This is a genomic window from Sphingobium sp. Cam5-1 (genome assembly GCF_015693305.1).
GTDB lineage: Bacteria > Pseudomonadota > Alphaproteobacteria > Sphingomonadales > Sphingomonadaceae > Sphingobium.
Genome location: NZ_CP065138.1, coordinates 2,420,001 through 2,435,770 on the forward strand (window position 1 = coordinate 2,420,001; position 15,770 = coordinate 2,435,770).

The window sequence follows — 15,770 nt, forward strand, 5'->3', positions numbered from 1 at the left end:
GATCGTGTCGCAGATGATCAGCTGGGTCGTCACGCTGGTGGTGATCCGGCTCCTCGATCCCGCTGATTACGGACTGTTCGCGATGACGCAGGTCATCCTGAACTTCGCCACCTTTCTTAACGGCTATGGGTTGGTGAGCGCGCTGGTGCAGTCGGAGACGCTCGATTCGCACAAGCTGCGTCAGGCTTTTGGCATCATGCTGCTGCTGAACGGCGGACTGGCGCTGGCGCAGTTGCTGATCGCGCCCTGGGCGGCGGACTATTATGACCAACCCATGGTCGGCGATCTGCTGCGGGTGCAGGCGCTGCTCTATCTATCGACGCCGTTCATATCGATTCCCGAAGCGCTGATGGGCCGGGCACTGGATTTCAGGCGGCCAGCGTTGGTCAATCTGGTGGCGGCGATAGCGTCCGCGGCCGTGGCGCTGGCGGGCGCGCTGTCGGGATGGGGCGTGTGGACGCTGGTGTTTGCACCGATGGCGGGATTCTGGGTGAAGGCGGTGGGCTATATACTCGCTACCGGTTTCCGGCCGATTCCCAGCTTCGATTTTAGGGGCACAGGGGCGATGGTCGCTTATGGCGCATCGCTGCTGGGCGGCCAGCTTTTCTGGATCGTGCAGAGCCAGGCGGACATTTTCATAGGCGGGCGCATGCTCAACGCGCATCAGCTTGGCCTCTATGCCGAAGCCCTGTTCCTCACGCAGATTTTCGTGTCGAAATTCATCCCGCCCCTCAATGACGTCGCCTTTCCTGCCTATGCGCGCATGCAAAAGGATCCATCCCGAATCGCCTGGTCCTTCTGCAAGGCGGTACGGCTGCTGCTGCTTATTTCCTGTCCAGTATATCTCGGGATGGCGGTGACAGCCGAGCCTTTGGTGGAAACGCTTTTCGGAACGAAGTGGCTGGAAATGGCGCCCTTCGTTTCGGTGCTGGCGCTCGCCATGCCGTTCATGACGCTACAGGTGATGTTTGCGCCGGTCAGCAATGCGCTGGGGCGGCCCGGCACCACCGCGCGAATCGCCGCGGTGGGAGCGATTCTCATGCCTGCGGCTTTCCTGATCGGCATTCAGTTCGGCGCGATTGGCCTGGCATGGGCGTGGCTGGGCGCCTTCCCCATCCTGACGATCGTTACGGCGCGCCTCGCCGGGGGGCCGATGGGGCTCCGGCTGTCTGACCTGATTCGGGCAGCGGCTCCGGGGCTTGGCTGCTCGATCCTGATGGCGAGCGCGGTCATGGCCATCGATTCGCAACTTCCCGCCATGGGAGCGATGGCGCGGCTGAGCTTGCTGGTCCCGGCGGGCGGCCTTGCTTTTCTGACCGCGCTGATGCTGTGCGCGCGTGGCACGCTGAGGGAATTGGTCAGCCTGGTGATTCGCCGAGCGCCGCCCCTGCCCGCCGCGGCCTGAATCAGGCCGACTGGATATAGTCGCGCAAAGCCGCCGCTTCCGATTCGATGCTGTCGATCCGGAACTTGACCAGGTCGCCTATGGAAACGAGTCCGATAAGAGCTCCATCAACGACGACAGGCAGGTGACGCACCCGCTTCTTCGTCATCAGCGACAGACAGTGAATCACCGGCGTCTTGTCGTCCGTGGTGATGGCAGGCGCCGTCATCACTTCGCTCACCTTGCGACCCAGCACCGCCGCACCGTCCCGCGCAATTTGATGAACGAGGTCGCGTTCGGAAAAGATGCCTACCACTTGCCCGTCACCGACAACAGGCACGCAGCCGATCCGCCGTTCGGACAATAATTGAACCACGGAAAGAACGCTGTCGTCGGGCCGGACCTGAGTGACTTCGCGTCCTTTGCCCTGCAGAATCGCGGTGATCGTCATGCCCCGTCTCCTTGCCGTTCAGACATTATGTCTCAGTCCCTTGATGATCCCACTTTCGTTCCCCAAAGAAAAGAGATGAGAGATAAACAGGGCCTCGACGATCCCCGGATCGCCGCAACCGCATGGGGACGGTTCCGCCGCATCATGTTGTGGATGGCGGTTGGCGGCGCGCTGTGCGTCGGCGTCGCGCTTGTCTGCTTGCGGATATGGGCTGGACCGATGCCCTTCCACATGATCCTTGCCACCATCATCGGGGTTTGGTTGACCTTCATGCTGGGGACCGGGTTGATGGCGCTCGTGTTCCTGTCGAGCGGGACAGGACACGACGATCAGGTCATGGACCCGCTGAAGGACGAGGTATCGATCGATGACTGAAAAAAGGGGCGAACTGGTTCTGCGGGTGGTTCCCGGCCTTACCCAGATCAACACCAACGGCCATATTTTTGGTGGGTGGATATTAAGCCAGATGGATATCGCGGGCGGCATCGTGGCGGGCCGACTGGCCGAAGGAGCGGTGGCGACCGTCGCGATCGATGGGATGAAATTCATATCCCCGATGCTGCTGGGCGATATTGTGACGGTCTATGCGCATGAGGAACGGCGCGGGCAGACCTCGATGGGCATTCGTGTCGATGTGGTGGCGACGCGCGGGGCGGATCAGCAGCAGATCGACCTTACCAGCGGCCTCTTCACCTTCGTCGCGCTGGACGACCAGCATCGGCCCCGCGTTTTGCCCACGCGCTGAATTGCCACTGGTCAAATATGAAAAAGGGAGCGGCGCGAACGCCACTCCCTTTAATTCTATCGCGCCGCCTGTCTCAAGCAGCAGCTTAGATCATTCCGCCGCTTCGGCAGCCGGGCGGGCGCGACGGGTGCGCTTGCGCGGCGCTTCCTCTGCCGCTGGCTCGCTGTCATTGTCGGCACGAGCAATCGATGGCGGCAGGACGGAAAGATCCAGTCCTTCGCTGCCCTCCGACTTCGCCGTATCGGCCTTGCGGGGGCGGCCCCGGCGGGCGCGGGGCGCTTCAGGCGCTGCCGCAGCTTCCGTTTCGGGCTGAGGCTCAGGCAAATGTTCCCCCACTGGTGCGGGAGCTTCCGGCGTTTCCCTTTCCTGTCGCTCGGCTGCTTCATAGGCAGGGCGATCCCGGCGCGGCCGATCCCGACGATTCCGGTCGCGATTATCCTGCTGGTCGCGCGGCTGATCCCGGCGACGATCGCCTTCATAGCCACGTTCGAAATGCTGCTGCTGCGGCTCGCCACGATTATCATCGCCCGCATATTCCGGAGCGTCGAAATCATCGCCTTCATAATCGCCATTGTCTTCCGGACGGCGGTAGCGCTGCTGCTGCTCCTCCTGCCGGGCGCGATTGTCGGCGAGCACGCGGAAATAATGATCGGCAAACTGCAGATAATATTCCGCATTCACCCGGTCGCCCGCCATCTGGGCGTCACGAGCCATATTCTTGTATTTTTCCAGAAGCTGGACCGCGTTGCCGCGTGCGCGGCTATCAATCCGGTTGCCGCTATCGCCACCGCCCCGGTTACCGCCGCTGGGACGTCCGTTATTGTTGTTCCGGCCGCGATTCCGGCGACCGGCCTGCCTGTTGTTGATCAAGAGCTGGTCCTTGCGTTCACTTTGCCATCATTCACTGAAAACATCGTTCAGTCGCTATCCTAAAACGCCGCCTGCTTATCAGGCCGGGTAGGGCTCCGCCGGACAGGGGCTGCGCGACAGCCCTTGCCCTTACGCTGCCAGAGGCGCCTGCGCAGCAGCGCCATCGTGACTTTGAAGGAGCGGGTAAACGGCCTTTTCTTAGCTAAGCCCCACGGGGCAGATCCTCAGGATAATGCCGTCCCTGCTCCTCATGTAGTGTCTTTGGCGGGATAAACCAAGCGAATTTCACTTGCGCCCGAGCAATTCCGGCGCGTTCGGTTCGTCGACTGATCATCACGAGGATCGGGCACGCTCAAAGCTGTGGAGAAGGAGTAGCGACCAGGCAACGGTCATGTCCCGCCATGTCTTTGCGCGTGACCACGCCAAGTCCCTGATCATGAAGCAGGGCGGAGACGCTTTCTCGCTGATCATGGCCGATCTCGATGGCCGCTACGCCGCCCTTTGCCAACAGTCGCGCGATCATGGGCGCGATACGCCGATAATCGTCCAGCCCGTCGGCACCGGCAAAGAGGGCGCTTGAAGGTTCATGCAACACATCGCCCGCAAGCTCGGCATCGCTTTCAATATAGGGCGGGTTAGCCAGGATGAGGTCGAACCGTTCCACCATTCCCTCCGCCCAATCGCCCCGCTGAAAGGATGCGCGCCCGGCAAGCCCCAGATGTTCGGCATTGGTTCGGGCAACCGCGAGGGCGGGGGCGGAGCTGTCTACACCGATGCCCGTCGCCTGCGGCCAATGATCCAAGGCCGCGAGCAGCAGCGCGCCCGATCCGGTGCCAAGGTCCAGGATTCGTGCCGGTGCGCGCCCCTGGAAATGATCAATCGCAGCCTCGATCAACGTTTCCGTGTCCGGACGCGGGATCAGGACATCGGGCGTCACCCGCAGGCTGATCGTCCAGAAATCACGCACGCCGGTGATGTAGGCGATGGGTTCGCCTTTAATCCGTCGATCGATCAGCGCGTCAAAGCCGGAAGGCACCGTGAGGTCTTGCTGGCGAAGCAGCAACTCGTTGCGGGTGATGCCCAGCGCGTGGGCGAGGAGCAGTTCCGCGTCGAGACGCGCTGTATCGCTGACATTTTGAAGCCGGGTAGCCGCATCGCGAAGCGCCTGGGCAATGCTCACCCGATGCCGTCCAGCTGGGCGAGGCGCGCGGCCTCATCCTCGGCGATCAACGCGTCGATGATTTCAGCGAGCCCCGGCCCTTCCAGTATTTCAGGCAGCCGGTGCAAGGTCAGGTTGATGCGGTGATCCGTCACGCGGCCCTGCGGGAAATTATAGGTGCGAATGCGTTCAGACCTGTCGCCCGACCCGACCATCGCCTTGCGCGCGCCCGCCTGCTCGCTTTGCGTGCGTTCCCTTTCCGCTTCATAAAGCCGGGCGCGGAGAACCTGCATGGCCTTGGCCTTGTTCTTGTGCTGCGATCGTTCGTCCTGCTGCGTCACCACGATGCCGCTCGGCAAGTGCGTGATCCGGACGGCGCTGTCGGTCGTGTTCACATGCTGCCCGCCTGCGCCCGATGCCCGGTAGATGTCGATCTTGAGGTCGCTGTCGGCAATCTGCACATCAACCTCTTCCGGTTCCGGCAGAACCGCGACGGTCGCGGCAGAGGTATGGATACGCCCGCCGCTTTCGGTGACAGGCACGCGCTGCACGCGATGGACGCCGCTTTCGAACTTGAGCTTGGCAAAGACGCCGATGCCGGTGATGCTGGCAACGACTTCCTTGAAGCCGCCGACTTCGGCGGCATTGGCGGAGATCATCTCCATCTTCCAACCCTGTGCATCGGCGTAGCGCTGATACATGCGGAAAAGGTCACCGGCGAAGAGCGCGGCCTCGTCCCCACCCGTTCCAGCGCGGATTTCCAGCATGGCCGGACGCGCATCGGCCGCGTCGCGGGGCAGCAGTTGCAGGGCGAGCGCCCGTTCGGCGCACGGCAGCTGACTCTTGATCAGCTGCATTTCCTCCTGCGCCATCTCGCGCATCGCGGCATCCGCCTCGGCACCATCGCCGCCCGCCATATATTCGAGCGCCTGAAGCTCCTGCCGAAGCCGCCGCACCTCATGCGCGGCGCGGGCTACCGGCTCGATCTCCGCATATTCCTTGGACAGCCGCACGAACTCCTCGGGCGCGAGGTCCGCGCGCGTCATCGACGCCTGCACCTCGTCCCGGCGCGCTTCGATCTGCGCGATGCGTTCGGCGGAAATTTGCATTAGAGAGCCGTCAGCTTCCCGACTAGATCGGCCAGCGGCACGGCCTGCTGTTCACCCGAACGCAGATCGCGCAGACCCGCTTCGCCCCGAGTCAGTTCATCGTCGCCGATGATGACCGCCCATGCGGCGCCCGAAGCATTGGCTCGCTGCATCCGCTTCTTCATATTCCCCCGAAAACCCATGTCGCACATAATCCCGGCGCGGCGAAGATCAGCGACCAGGCCCATCGCCTTCGCTTCTGCCGCCTCGCCCAGCGGGATCATGACCACTGCGGGCGCGAAAGGTTCCGGCGCATCGATCAGCATCGCGAGCCTCTCGATCCCCGCAGCCCAGCCGACGGCCGGGGTCGAGGGACCACCGAGATTTTCGATCAGCCCGTCATAGCGGCCTCCGCCCAAGACGGTGCCCTGTGCGCCCAGCCGATCGGTGATGAATTCGAAAGCGGTGTGACGGTAATAATCGAGGCCGCGTACCAGACGCGCATCGCGTTCCCACGCCACGCCTGCCGCATCGAGGCCCGCCGTCACCTTGCCGAAGAAGGCGCGCGCTTCTTCGGTCAGGTAGGCGTCGATATCCGGCGCGCTATCCGCCACCGGCCGGTCGCGCGGATCCTTGCTGTCGAGGATGCGCAGCGGATTACGATGCAGTCGGTCGAGACTGTCCTCCGACAGCTGATCGCGATGCGCCTCGAAATGGGCGACCAGCGCGGCGCGCCACGCGTCACGGCTGGCCGCATCCCCCAGCGTATTGAGGTTCAGCGTGACGCCTTCGGATACGCCAAGCTCGCGCAGCAACTGGTCGGCAAAGACCAGCAGTTCAATATCCGCGCCCGGCTCGCCCGCGCCGATAATCTCTGCGTCCAGCTGGTGGAACTGGCGGAAACGGCCCTTTTGGGGGCGCTCATAGCGGAAGAGGGGACCGTGGGTCGCGACTTTAAGCGGCGAATATTGCTGCCAGCCTTCGGTAATATAGGCGCGTGCGATCCCGGCGGTGAATTCGGGACGCAAAGTGATGCTGTCGCCGCCACGATCATCGAACGTGTACATTTCCTTGGAAACGACGTCGGTGCTTTCGCCAAGCGACCGGGCGAACACCGCCGTTGCTTCGAAGACCGGCACTTCGACGCGATGAAATCCATAAAGCCTGCGGACCCGATCAAAGGTCGCGACCACATGCGCGAAACGTTCCTGGAACGCCTCCGCCGTACCCCCCAGCATGTCTTGCGTGCCGCGCACCGGGCGCGGGGTTTCAATTTTCGCCATGGGGATGCGCCTTTAACGGCAAAGAAGCCTCAAGGAAACGCGCTTTTTTTGTCAGATAATTTCGTCGCTGTTCTTCGCGGTGGACGCATAGATTTTGGTTCGTCATGCTGAGTTCATGAGACAATTCCTGCCAAGTCTTTCTCGGAGACAGCCATGATCCGCAGCCTTGCTGCCGCCTTCCTGCTTTCCACAGCCATCGTCAACCCACTCGCCGCCCAGGATGCCGTAAGGTCACGGCCCGCCGCCCTGCCGGTGAATGACGCCAGCCCCGCGCCGCGCGACGTCCCCTACCCCGGCGGCACCATCCGGCTGGAGGTGGACGCGACCGACACGACTCAACGAATCCTTCGGGTGAAGGAGCATATCCCCGTCGCGTCAAGCGGCCCCATGACACTGCTGGTGCCCGAATGGCTGCCGGGCAATCATGCGCCGCGTGGGCAGATTGAAAAGATCAGCGGCCTCACATTTACCGCCGATGGCAAGCCGGTCGGCTGGAAGCGCGATCCGCTCAACGTCTATGGATTCGTCATCGACGTTCCGCAGGGCGCACGAGAAATCACCGCTTCCTTCCAGTTCCTGTCGGCCACGCAGTCCAGTCAGGGGCGCGTCGTCGTCACGCCCAAGATGCTGAATATCCAGTGGGAGTCGGTCTCGCTCTATCCCGCAGGCTATTATACCCGCCAGATTCCGGTTCAGGCCACGGTGACCTATCCCGATGGCTGGCAGGCGGCCACCGCGCTGCGTGGGCAAAAGACCGGATCGACCGTCGCTTATGAGACGATCGACTATGAAGCGTTGCAGGATTCGCCGGTATTCGCCGGACGCTATTTCAAGCCGGTGGACCTGGGCCATAATGTGACGCTGAATATCGTCGCCGACGATGCCGACGAGCTGGAGGCCAAGCCTGACCAGATCACCAAGCACAAGAAGCTGGTCGATGAAGCGGGCGCGCTCTTTGGCACCTATCATTTCGATCATTATGACTTCCTGTTCGCCATTACTGACGAGATGGGCGGCATCGGGCTTGAACATCATCGGTCATCCGAGAATCAGGTCGAGCCAGGCTATTTCAAGAAATGGGGGGATGGCGAGGCGCTGCTGGACCGCAACCTGCTGCCGCATGAGTTCGTCCATAGCTGGGACGGCAAGTTCCGCCGCCCGGACCTGCTCTGGACGCCCGACTTCAACGTGCCGATGCAAGACAATCTGCTGTGGGTCTATGAAGGGCAGACGCAATTTTGGGGCTATGTGCTGGGTGCGCGGTCGGGCCTGTTCACCAAGCAGGAGACGCTGGACGCCTATGCCCATATCGCCGCCAAGCTGGACACGACGCGCGGCCGTGAGTGGCGGCCGATGGAGGATACCACCCACGATCCGATCATTTCCGCCCGCCGTCCCAAGGGGTGGACAAGCTGGCAGCGGTCGGAGGATTATTATAATGAAGGGCTGATGATCTGGCTGGAGGCGGACGCGATCATCCGCAAGCAGACGCGCGGGGCGAAGGGCCTCGACGATTTCGCCAAGGCTTTCTTTGGCATCAACCCCGGCGATTGGGGTCAGGTCGTCTATAATCGCGACGATGTCATCAAGACGCTGAACGGCGTTGCGCCCTATGACTGGGCGGGATTCTTCGCCCGATATGTCGATAGCACGACGCGCGAGACGCCCAAGGGCGGCTTTGCCATGGGTGGCTACAAGCTGGTCTATGGTGACACGCCCAACGCCTTCACCAAGGCGGCCGAGGGCAAAAATATCGACCAGAGCTTCGGCGTTGGCCTGATCGTGAAGGGGGATGGGGAAATCTCCAACGTCGTCTGGGACAGCGCCGCGTTCCAGGCCGGGCTGGCGGTCGGCACGAAGATCGTCGCGATCAACGGAGACGAATATTCCGGCGAAGTGTTCAAGGCCGCGCTGAAGGCCGCCAAGCCGATGCAGATCATCGTCAAGCAGGACAAATACTACCGCACTTTGACGCTCGCTTATTCCGGCGGCCTGCGCTATCCGCGCCTCGAAAAATCAGGAGAGGGTGACGGCAGCCTCGATCGGCTGCTCAAACCAAGGACATAATCACCCGCAACGCCAATTTGCATCAAAAGGCTTGAAGTCCCATGAATATCGAACTGATCCCGGTCGGCGACGATCCGCCCAACAGCCTGAACGTCATCATCGAAGTGCCGGTTGGCGGCGAGCCTGTGAAATATGAATTCGACAAGGCATCGGGCGCACTGTTCGTCGATCGCATCCTGCACACGCCGATGCGTTATCCGGCCAATTATGGCTTCGTGCCGCACACCCTGTCGCCCGATGGCGATCCGCTGGACGCGCTGGTCATTGCCCGCTCGCCCTTCGTGCCCGGGTCGGTCGTGCGCGCTCGTCCGATCGCCGTGCTCAATCTGGAAGATGAAGCGGGTGGCGACGAAAAGCTGGTCTGCGTTCCTGACAACAAGACCTTCCCCTATTATAGCGACGTCGATGAAAAGGACGATCTGCCCGGCATCGTGATGGAGCAGATCGAACATTTCTTCACCCACTATAAGGATCTGGAAAAGCAGAAGTGGGTGCGCATCGGCACCTGGGGCGGCGCGGAAGACGCCCGCCGCATCACGCTGGAAGCGATCGAGCGCTATCAGGCTGACAAGAAGGCCGCGTAAGCCAACTCATTGAGATAAGGGGTCGCGCGGGAGATGTCCTGCGCGGCCCTTTTTGTTTGGTTTGTTCCGTCATGCCAGCGAACGCTGGCATCTCGGGAGAAAGCGCGAGCAGGCCGGAGATCCCAGCTTCCGCTGGGATGACTGCGCCCGGCGGACATGCCGCCCCTAGATCAGCCGATCCGCCTCCAGCGCCGCCGCCAGCGAATCGCGCCCGCGCGGCAGACGGGCATGGAGCCGCGCATCCGCTTCGGCCAGCCGCTCCACCCCAAGGGTCAGTTGTTCCTCAGGCAATGTGAAGGGCAGGCGCAGGAAGCGCTCGAACGCGCCGCTCACGCCAAAACGCGGACCCGGCGCAACCCGCACGCCATGACTTTCGGCGATCGCGGCCAAGGCAGTCGCTTCGGCGCGCGGTAGCTCGGCCCAGACCGAAAGCCCGCCCGCAGGCGATTCGACACGCCAGTGCGGCAGATGCCTGTCGATCTCGCTGATCAGATGGTCCCGGCGAGAGCGCAGCAGGTCTGCCCGCGGCCCCAACCCCTCATCACTGTCGATCAACTGTGCGACGGCAAGCTGCTCCACCACCGGACTGGCCATGTCCATCGTCGTGCGTAGGCGGCCGAGCGCCGCAATCGTCTGCGGATCGGCGCGAATCCAGCCGACGCGCAGTCCGCCCCAGAAGATCTTGCTCGCCGATCCCATGGTGATGACCTGACGCCCCGACGGATCATGAATCGCCACCGGCGGTGGGGCGGGAAAATCGAGCCCCATCGCAACCATGGTTTCATCGATAATCAGTGGCGTGTGCGTACGCGTGGCCGCCGCGACCAAGGCGCGCCGGGTCGCCGGGTCCATGCTGCGCCCGGTCGGGTTGTGAAAATCCGCGATGACATAGGCAAAGCGCGGGCTTGTCTGGCGGAACGCCGCCTCCATGGCGTCAATGTCCCACCCTTGCGCGGGAAGGCCAACGGGCACCGGCACGACATGGGCGCGCTGCAACGCCTGAATGACATTATGATAGGTCGGATGATCGATCACGGCCCGGTCCCCCGGACCCGTCAGCCACTGCAGCAACAAGGCAAAGCCCTGCTGTGCGCCGTTGGTGACGATGATCTGGTCAGGGCTGGTGGGGCAGCCGCGCCGTTCGAACTGCGCGGCGATCGCGCGGCGCAGCGGCGGCAGGCCGAGCGGATCATAGCCAAGATCGCCCAGAAAGGCCGGCAAGGCTTCAACCGCCGCCTGGCAGGCGCGCCCTACCCCCGGCGCAGCGGGCAGTGCGGCATGAGTCCAGTTGAGGATGTTCCCGCCAGTGGGCAGGTCCAATTCAGGCGCTTCGGGATGTATCCGGCCGGGCGGCAGGCGCGTGACGCTGCCCGAACCCTGACGGCTTTCCAGATAGCCCTCATCGCGCAACCGGTCGAACGCAGCCGCGATCGTTGTCCGGCTGAGACTCAGCGCGGCGGCCAGTTCCCGTTCGCCCGGCAAGCGCACATTCAGCCCTACCCGTCCATCCAGCACCAGCATCCGCAGTGCATCGGCCAGTTGGCGATAGGCAGGTTCGGCACTCTCCGCGACCCGCCAAGCGCCCAGCAGTCGAACCAGCGAGGGCGGACGAAGAGCAGAATTGGACATGGAACCGACTCTTTCTGATCAGAAATAGAGGTCCATTTAGAAACCACAGGCTATTTTGTAAAAGGCCAATACATCTTTAGCGTATCAACCGGCCACCAACCGGATCGACGCGCTCGACACCCAGCCGCTAAGGCACGGCCCAGCATAGGCTTGCTTCCGATCGACCGGCTCGGACAGACCGCAGTCGGCCGACGGCTGCGGCTCGACGACCACCCCAAGCCACTTTTGGTCCAGACTGCGGGTGCACACGAAGGCTCTCGCTCCTTCCGCCAGACGTCCGATTTCCTGCGCCTCGGCAAAAGGCGCGGCACGGATAGCCAGCCCTTGGGCGCCGACGCGCACCGCCTGCCCCATGGCGCCACAGGCATCCAGTCGCGGGCCGTCCTCGCCAATGATCACGGGACGCGTAATCTTCGCTTCCAGCCGGGTTTCGGGCATGTCGTCGCGCGGTGCTCCGGCGATGGAGCTGTTGGGCAATTGCTCCAGCACGTCGCTGCTGTCGGAACAGGCGCCAAGCATCAGAAACAGGGGGATGATAGCGCGCATGCGCCCCTGATAGACTGGCCAATCCTCAAGCGGAAGCAGGCATGTTTCGCTTTAGTTTCTTTGGGGCTTTCCCTATATGCTCGGGCATGAGCGAGGAAAGTCAAAACAGCCCCAACGCCAACGCCTATGGCGCCGACAGCATCAAGGTCCTGAAAGGCCTGGACGCCGTGCGCAAACGGCCCGGCATGTATATCGGCGATACCGATGATGGCTCGGGCCTGCACCATATGGTGTTCGAGGTCAGCGACAATGCGATCGACGAGGCCCTGGCCGGACATTGCGACCGCATCCTGATCACGCTCAATCCCGATGGGTCGGTCAGCGTGGAAGACAATGGCCGGGGTATCCCCACCGACATCCACAAGGAAGAAGGCGTGTCTGCGGCGGAGGTCATCATGACCCAGCTGCACGCGGGCGGTAAGTTCGAGAACACCTCGGACGACAATGCCTACAAGGTGTCGGGCGGCCTGCACGGCGTTGGCGTGTCGGTCGTGAACGCGCTCAGCGAATATCTGGACCTCAACATCTGGCGGGACGGCAAGGAGCATTATATGCGCTTTGCCTATGGCGATGCCGTCGCACCGCTCAAGGTCATTGGGGACGCTCCCCAAGGCAAGAAGGGCACGAAGGTCACCTTCCTTCCCTCGACCGAAAAGACCCCCGGCGACGGCGGCACCTTCAAGAACCATACCGAGTTCGACTTTGAAAAGCTGGAGCATCGCTACCGCGAACTGGCCTTCCTGAACTCCGGCGTGCGGCTGTTCCTGGTCGATGCCCGGCATGAGGAGAAGAAGGAAGTCGAACTATTTTATGAGGGCGGCATCGCGGCCTTCGTCAAATATCTTGATCGCAACAAGACGCCGCTGATGCCCGATCCGATCGCGATTTCGGGTAGCCGCGACGATGTGACCATCGACGTCGCACTGGAGTGGAACGACTCTTATTATGAGAACGTCCTCTGCTTCACGAACAACATCCCGCAGCGGGATGGCGGCACGCACCTTGCTGCCTTCCGCGCGGCGCTGACCCGGACCCTCAACAATTATGCCGACAAGTCGGGCATGTTGAAGAAGGAGAAGGTGTCCCTGACCGGCGAGGACATGCGCGAAGGTCTGACCGCGATCGTGTCGGTCAAGCTGCCCGACCCCAAATTTTCGTCCCAGACCAAGGACAAGCTGGTCAGTTCCGAAGTCCGCCAGCCGCTGGAAAGCCTGATGGCCGACAAGATGGCGGAATGGCTGGAAGAGAATCCGGGCCATGGCAAGATGATCATCCAGAAGGTGATCGACGCCGCCGCCGCTCGTGAAGCCGCGAAGAAGGCACGCGAACTCACCCGGCGCAAGGGGGTGATGGACATCGCCTCGCTGCCCGGCAAGCTGGCCGACTGTCAGGAGCGTGATCCCGCCAAGTCCGAACTCTTTCTGGTCGAGGGTGACTCCGCCGGCGGTTCGGCCAAGCAGGGACGCAACCGGCACAATCAGGCGATCCTGCCGCTGAAGGGCAAGATCCTGAACGTCGAACGCGCGCGCTTTGACCGGATGCTCTCATCCAAGGAAGTCGGCACCCTCATTCAGGCGATGGGCACCGGCATCCGCGACGATTTCAACCTGGAAAAGCTGCGCTACCACAAGATCGTCATCATGACCGACGCCGACGTCGATGGCGCGCATATCCGCACGCTGCTGCTGACCTTCTTCTACCGCCAGATGCCGCAGATCATCGAGGCCGGGCACCTCTACATCGCCCAGCCGCCGCTCTACAAGGCGACGAGGGGCCGTTCAGAAGTCTACCTCAAGAATGAAGCGGCGCTGGAGCAATATCTGGTCGATAATGGCGTCGATTCGATGGCGCTGGAAACCACCGGCGGCATGCGTTCGGGCGAAGATCTGCGTTCGCTGATCGAGCATGGCCGCCGGATGCGCGCAGTGACGCGCTATGTGCCGCGCCGCTATAATCCCGCAATCATCGAGGCGCTCGCCATCAACGGCGCGCTTGACCCGGAACTGGGCCATGACGCACAGGCGGAAAGGCTGACGGCGACCGTCAAGTGGATGGACGCGCAGGATGATGAAGGCCGCTGGAGTGGCCGCATCGCCGAAGAAGGCGGCTTCCATTTCGAGCGGCTCTGGCGCGGCGTGACCGATCACCACATGATCGAACATGGCTTCATCGGCTCCGCCGAAGCGCGCAAGCTGCATTCCATCGCCGCCGAGGAAGCCGACAGCTATCGCACCACCAGCCGCCTTGTCACCGCAAAGGCTGCGGCCGCTGCCGAAGAGGCGGGGGAAGACGATCTGCCGGTGGTGTCCAAGGGCGCGGTCGTCGTCACCCGGCCCAGCGAATTGCTGGAAGCGGTGCTGACGGCAGGTCGCAAGGGCCTCGCCATTCAGCGTTACAAGGGTCTGGGCGAGATGAATGCCGAGCAGTTGTGGGAAACCACGCTGGACCCCGACAACCGCTCGATGCTGCGCGTCGAGGTCGAGCAGGCAGACGTCGCCGACGAGATCTTCACCCGTCTGATGGGCGATGTCGTCGAACCCCGGCGCGAGTTCATTCAGGACAACGCGCTGAACGTCGCCAATCTGGACGTTTGATTCTGGTAGAGTGAAGCGGCTCTTACAGCCGCTTCAACTTATCAGCCGGACAGCGGTCAATGACCATTTGGACGCTCCACCTGGAGGGTCGCAGGTGTTCGTGATCGTCGCGTTTCCGCTGAAGGACAGGCGCAGCGCGACCATCTGAAAGCAGGTGAGCGACATGCCCGATGTGCCGTTGAAGGTCAGCGTATCGTTGGGGAAGTAGAAGGCGCCACTGAGGGTCGAATTGGAATTGCCGTTGATCTGGCAGCACTGATTGCTCGCCGCGGCCCTGCTGTCCCGATAGATGGTGATGCCATTATAGGTCCCGCTGGTCGATTGAGAAAGATCGACCTCCGCCCCACCGTTGATGTCCATCGTCGCGAAACTGTTCGCGTTGTTGGGCGTGGTGCTGGTCAGCACGAAAGTACAACCCATGCAGGTAAGATGCCCCTGAGCGCCAACTTGCAGGCCCGCATTATTCGCCCCATTAGCCAGGTAGTATACGCCCGGCTTCAGCGTTAGGGTGCCCTGAACGTTGATTGTTCCATAGCAACCCGGTGCATAAGGACTTCCGCTGCTGCTATCGACCGTCGTCCCCGAAGAGACATCAATGACATTCCAGTTGCTGCCGTTCTTGCACTTCCCATTGGATACATCGCTGGTACTCGGGTCGAGATTGGTACCCGCAAACGGATCGGTCAGCGCTGCGTGATTGGACATGAGCATGGTGCCAGCGGCATAGGCGCTGGACGACGGGATGCCGCCCATCGCGACGATCGGCGAAACCTTCACCGTCGGCTGACCATTCACGTTGACCGCACTGCTGCTGATCGAGTTGGTGCCCGCGCCGCATCCCAGATCGAGGGTCGAGTTGCCTGCAAAGGTGATCCCGGTGTTGTTACCACTCTCCTTGGCAAGGAAACAGACCTTGCCATCGGATACGACTGCCGCCCGGGCCTCAGCGGCCACGGTCGACGTGGACATGCCAAGCAGGGCCATCAAGGCCGTAGGCTGAGTGCTGGCCAAACGGACATACATTGCCGAGGTGTAAGTGGTTCCATCACTGGTAGTATAAGCCCCTGGCGTGATCGTAGATGTGGCTCCCGGGACAAGAGCATTCTGTGTCAGCGCCTTGTTCGCCTGAGCCGTTGCGGCGCTGTTGCCTTGGCTTTGATAGAGCGAATAGGCGCCTGCCATCGCCGCGGAGTCGGCCTCCCGCTGCAATTCCCGCTTCACATGCGAAAGCTGCATGGTGTGGACGCCCAGCCCCGCCGCTCCGATCATGACGGGAAGCGCCAGCGCCGTCAGCATGAGCGCATTGCCCCGTGCGTCGGACCAAAGCGCGCGAAGACGAGACAAGCAATGGAGCAATGGCATCGTCAGAT

General features: G+C 62.3%; 14 protein-coding genes (1 of these 14 only partly in view). 6 read left to right on the forward strand and 8 right to left on the reverse strand.

Features of this window, described 5'->3' with window-relative positions:
• A protein-coding gene (locus IZV00_RS12085; RefSeq protein ID WP_196224863.1) for a lipopolysaccharide biosynthesis protein crosses the window boundary here: on the forward strand, nucleotides 1-1,405 show its 3' portion. 83 nt of this gene lie to the left of the window's left edge; 1,405 of the gene's 1,488 nt are visible here — the last part of the coding sequence; the start codon falls outside the window, past its left edge; it ends in the stop codon at nucleotides 1,403-1,405.
• Between the two features lies 1 nt (nucleotide 1,406).
• Here the strand turns inward: IZV00_RS12085 and IZV00_RS12090 are convergent, their stop codons facing one another.
• Nucleotides 1,407-1,835: a CBS domain-containing protein gene (locus IZV00_RS12090; protein ID WP_196224864.1), complete on the reverse strand. Its 429-nt coding sequence runs from the start codon at nucleotides 1,833-1,835 to the stop codon at nucleotides 1,407-1,409.
• Nucleotides 1,836-1,910: 75 nt separating this feature from the next.
• Here IZV00_RS12090 and IZV00_RS12095 point away from each other — a divergent pair, with 75 nt between their 5' ends.
• Both IZV00_RS12095 and IZV00_RS12100 read left to right on the forward strand, forming a co-directional pair.
• Nucleotides 1,911-2,210 carry a hypothetical protein gene (locus IZV00_RS12095; protein WP_196224865.1) on the forward strand — a complete coding sequence of 100 codons (300 nt, stop codon included), beginning with the start codon at nucleotides 1,911-1,913 and terminating at the stop codon, nucleotides 2,208-2,210.
• Nucleotides 2,203-2,580 carry an acyl-CoA thioesterase gene (locus IZV00_RS12100; protein ID WP_196224866.1) on the forward strand — a complete coding sequence of 126 codons (378 nt, stop codon included), beginning with the start codon at nucleotides 2,203-2,205 and terminating at the stop codon, nucleotides 2,578-2,580. The genes IZV00_RS12095 and IZV00_RS12100 overlap by 8 nt, the downstream gene beginning before the upstream one ends.
• A gap of 90 nt (nucleotides 2,581-2,670) precedes the next feature.
• Here the strand turns inward: IZV00_RS12100 and IZV00_RS12105 are convergent, their stop codons facing one another.
• The 4 genes from IZV00_RS12105 to hisS form a co-directional block, all read right to left on the reverse strand.
• Nucleotides 2,671-3,450, reverse strand: coding sequence for a DUF4167 domain-containing protein (locus tag IZV00_RS12105; protein WP_196224867.1), 780 nt, complete (start codon nucleotides 3,448-3,450; stop codon nucleotides 2,671-2,673).
• Nucleotides 3,451-3,802: 352 nt separating this feature from the next.
• Nucleotides 3,803-4,630, reverse strand: coding sequence for a peptide chain release factor N(5)-glutamine methyltransferase (prmC, locus tag IZV00_RS12110; RefSeq protein ID WP_196224868.1), 828 nt, complete (start codon nucleotides 4,628-4,630; stop codon nucleotides 3,803-3,805).
• Nucleotides 4,627-5,718 (reverse strand): peptide chain release factor 1, encoded by a 1,092-nt coding sequence (prfA, locus tag IZV00_RS12115; protein WP_196224869.1) that lies wholly within the window; start codon nucleotides 5,716-5,718, stop codon nucleotides 4,627-4,629. Before prfA ends, prmC begins: the two co-directional genes overlap by 4 nt.
• Nucleotides 5,718-6,980 carry a histidine--tRNA ligase gene (gene hisS, locus IZV00_RS12120; RefSeq protein ID WP_196224870.1) on the reverse strand — a complete coding sequence of 421 codons (1,263 nt, stop codon included), beginning with the start codon at nucleotides 6,978-6,980 and terminating at the stop codon, nucleotides 5,718-5,720. The genes prfA and hisS overlap by 1 nt, the downstream gene beginning before the upstream one ends.
• Before the next feature lie 153 nt (nucleotides 6,981-7,133).
• On the opposite strand from hisS, the gene IZV00_RS12125 reads away from it, so the two are divergent.
• Together IZV00_RS12125 and ppa are read left to right on the forward strand one after the other, a co-directional pair.
• Entirely contained in the window at nucleotides 7,134-9,047 is a 1,914-nt protein-coding gene (locus IZV00_RS12125) for a M61 family metallopeptidase (RefSeq protein ID WP_196224871.1), read from the forward strand.
• 41 nt (nucleotides 9,048-9,088) lie between these two features.
• Nucleotides 9,089-9,631, forward strand: a complete 543-nt coding sequence (gene ppa / locus IZV00_RS12130) for an inorganic diphosphatase (RefSeq protein WP_196224872.1) — start codon at nucleotides 9,089-9,091, stop codon at nucleotides 9,629-9,631.
• 165 nt (nucleotides 9,632-9,796) lie between these two features.
• On the opposite strand, the gene yczR is transcribed toward ppa, so the two are convergent.
• Together yczR and IZV00_RS12140 are read right to left on the reverse strand one after the other, a co-directional pair.
• Nucleotides 9,797-11,260 carry a MocR-like transcription factor YczR gene (gene yczR, locus IZV00_RS12135; RefSeq protein WP_196224873.1) on the reverse strand — a complete coding sequence of 488 codons (1,464 nt, stop codon included), beginning with the start codon at nucleotides 11,258-11,260 and terminating at the stop codon, nucleotides 9,797-9,799.
• Between the two features lie 84 nt (nucleotides 11,261-11,344).
• Nucleotides 11,345-11,806, reverse strand: coding sequence for a hypothetical protein (locus IZV00_RS12140; RefSeq protein ID WP_196224874.1), 462 nt, complete (start codon nucleotides 11,804-11,806; stop codon nucleotides 11,345-11,347).
• A gap of 86 nt (nucleotides 11,807-11,892) precedes the next feature.
• On the opposite strand from IZV00_RS12140, the gene gyrB reads away from it, so the two are divergent.
• Nucleotides 11,893-14,400 (forward strand): DNA topoisomerase (ATP-hydrolyzing) subunit B, encoded by a 2,508-nt coding sequence (gyrB, locus tag IZV00_RS12145; protein ID WP_196224875.1) that lies wholly within the window; start codon nucleotides 11,893-11,895, stop codon nucleotides 14,398-14,400.
• Between the two features lie 33 nt (nucleotides 14,401-14,433).
• Here gyrB and IZV00_RS12150 read toward each other — a convergent pair whose 3' ends face one another.
• On the reverse strand, nucleotides 14,434-15,744 hold the full coding sequence (locus IZV00_RS12150; protein ID WP_196224876.1) for a TadE/TadG family type IV pilus assembly protein: 1,311 nt from the start codon (nucleotides 15,742-15,744) through the stop codon (nucleotides 14,434-14,436).
• Nucleotides 15,745-15,770: the final 26 nt, after the last annotated feature.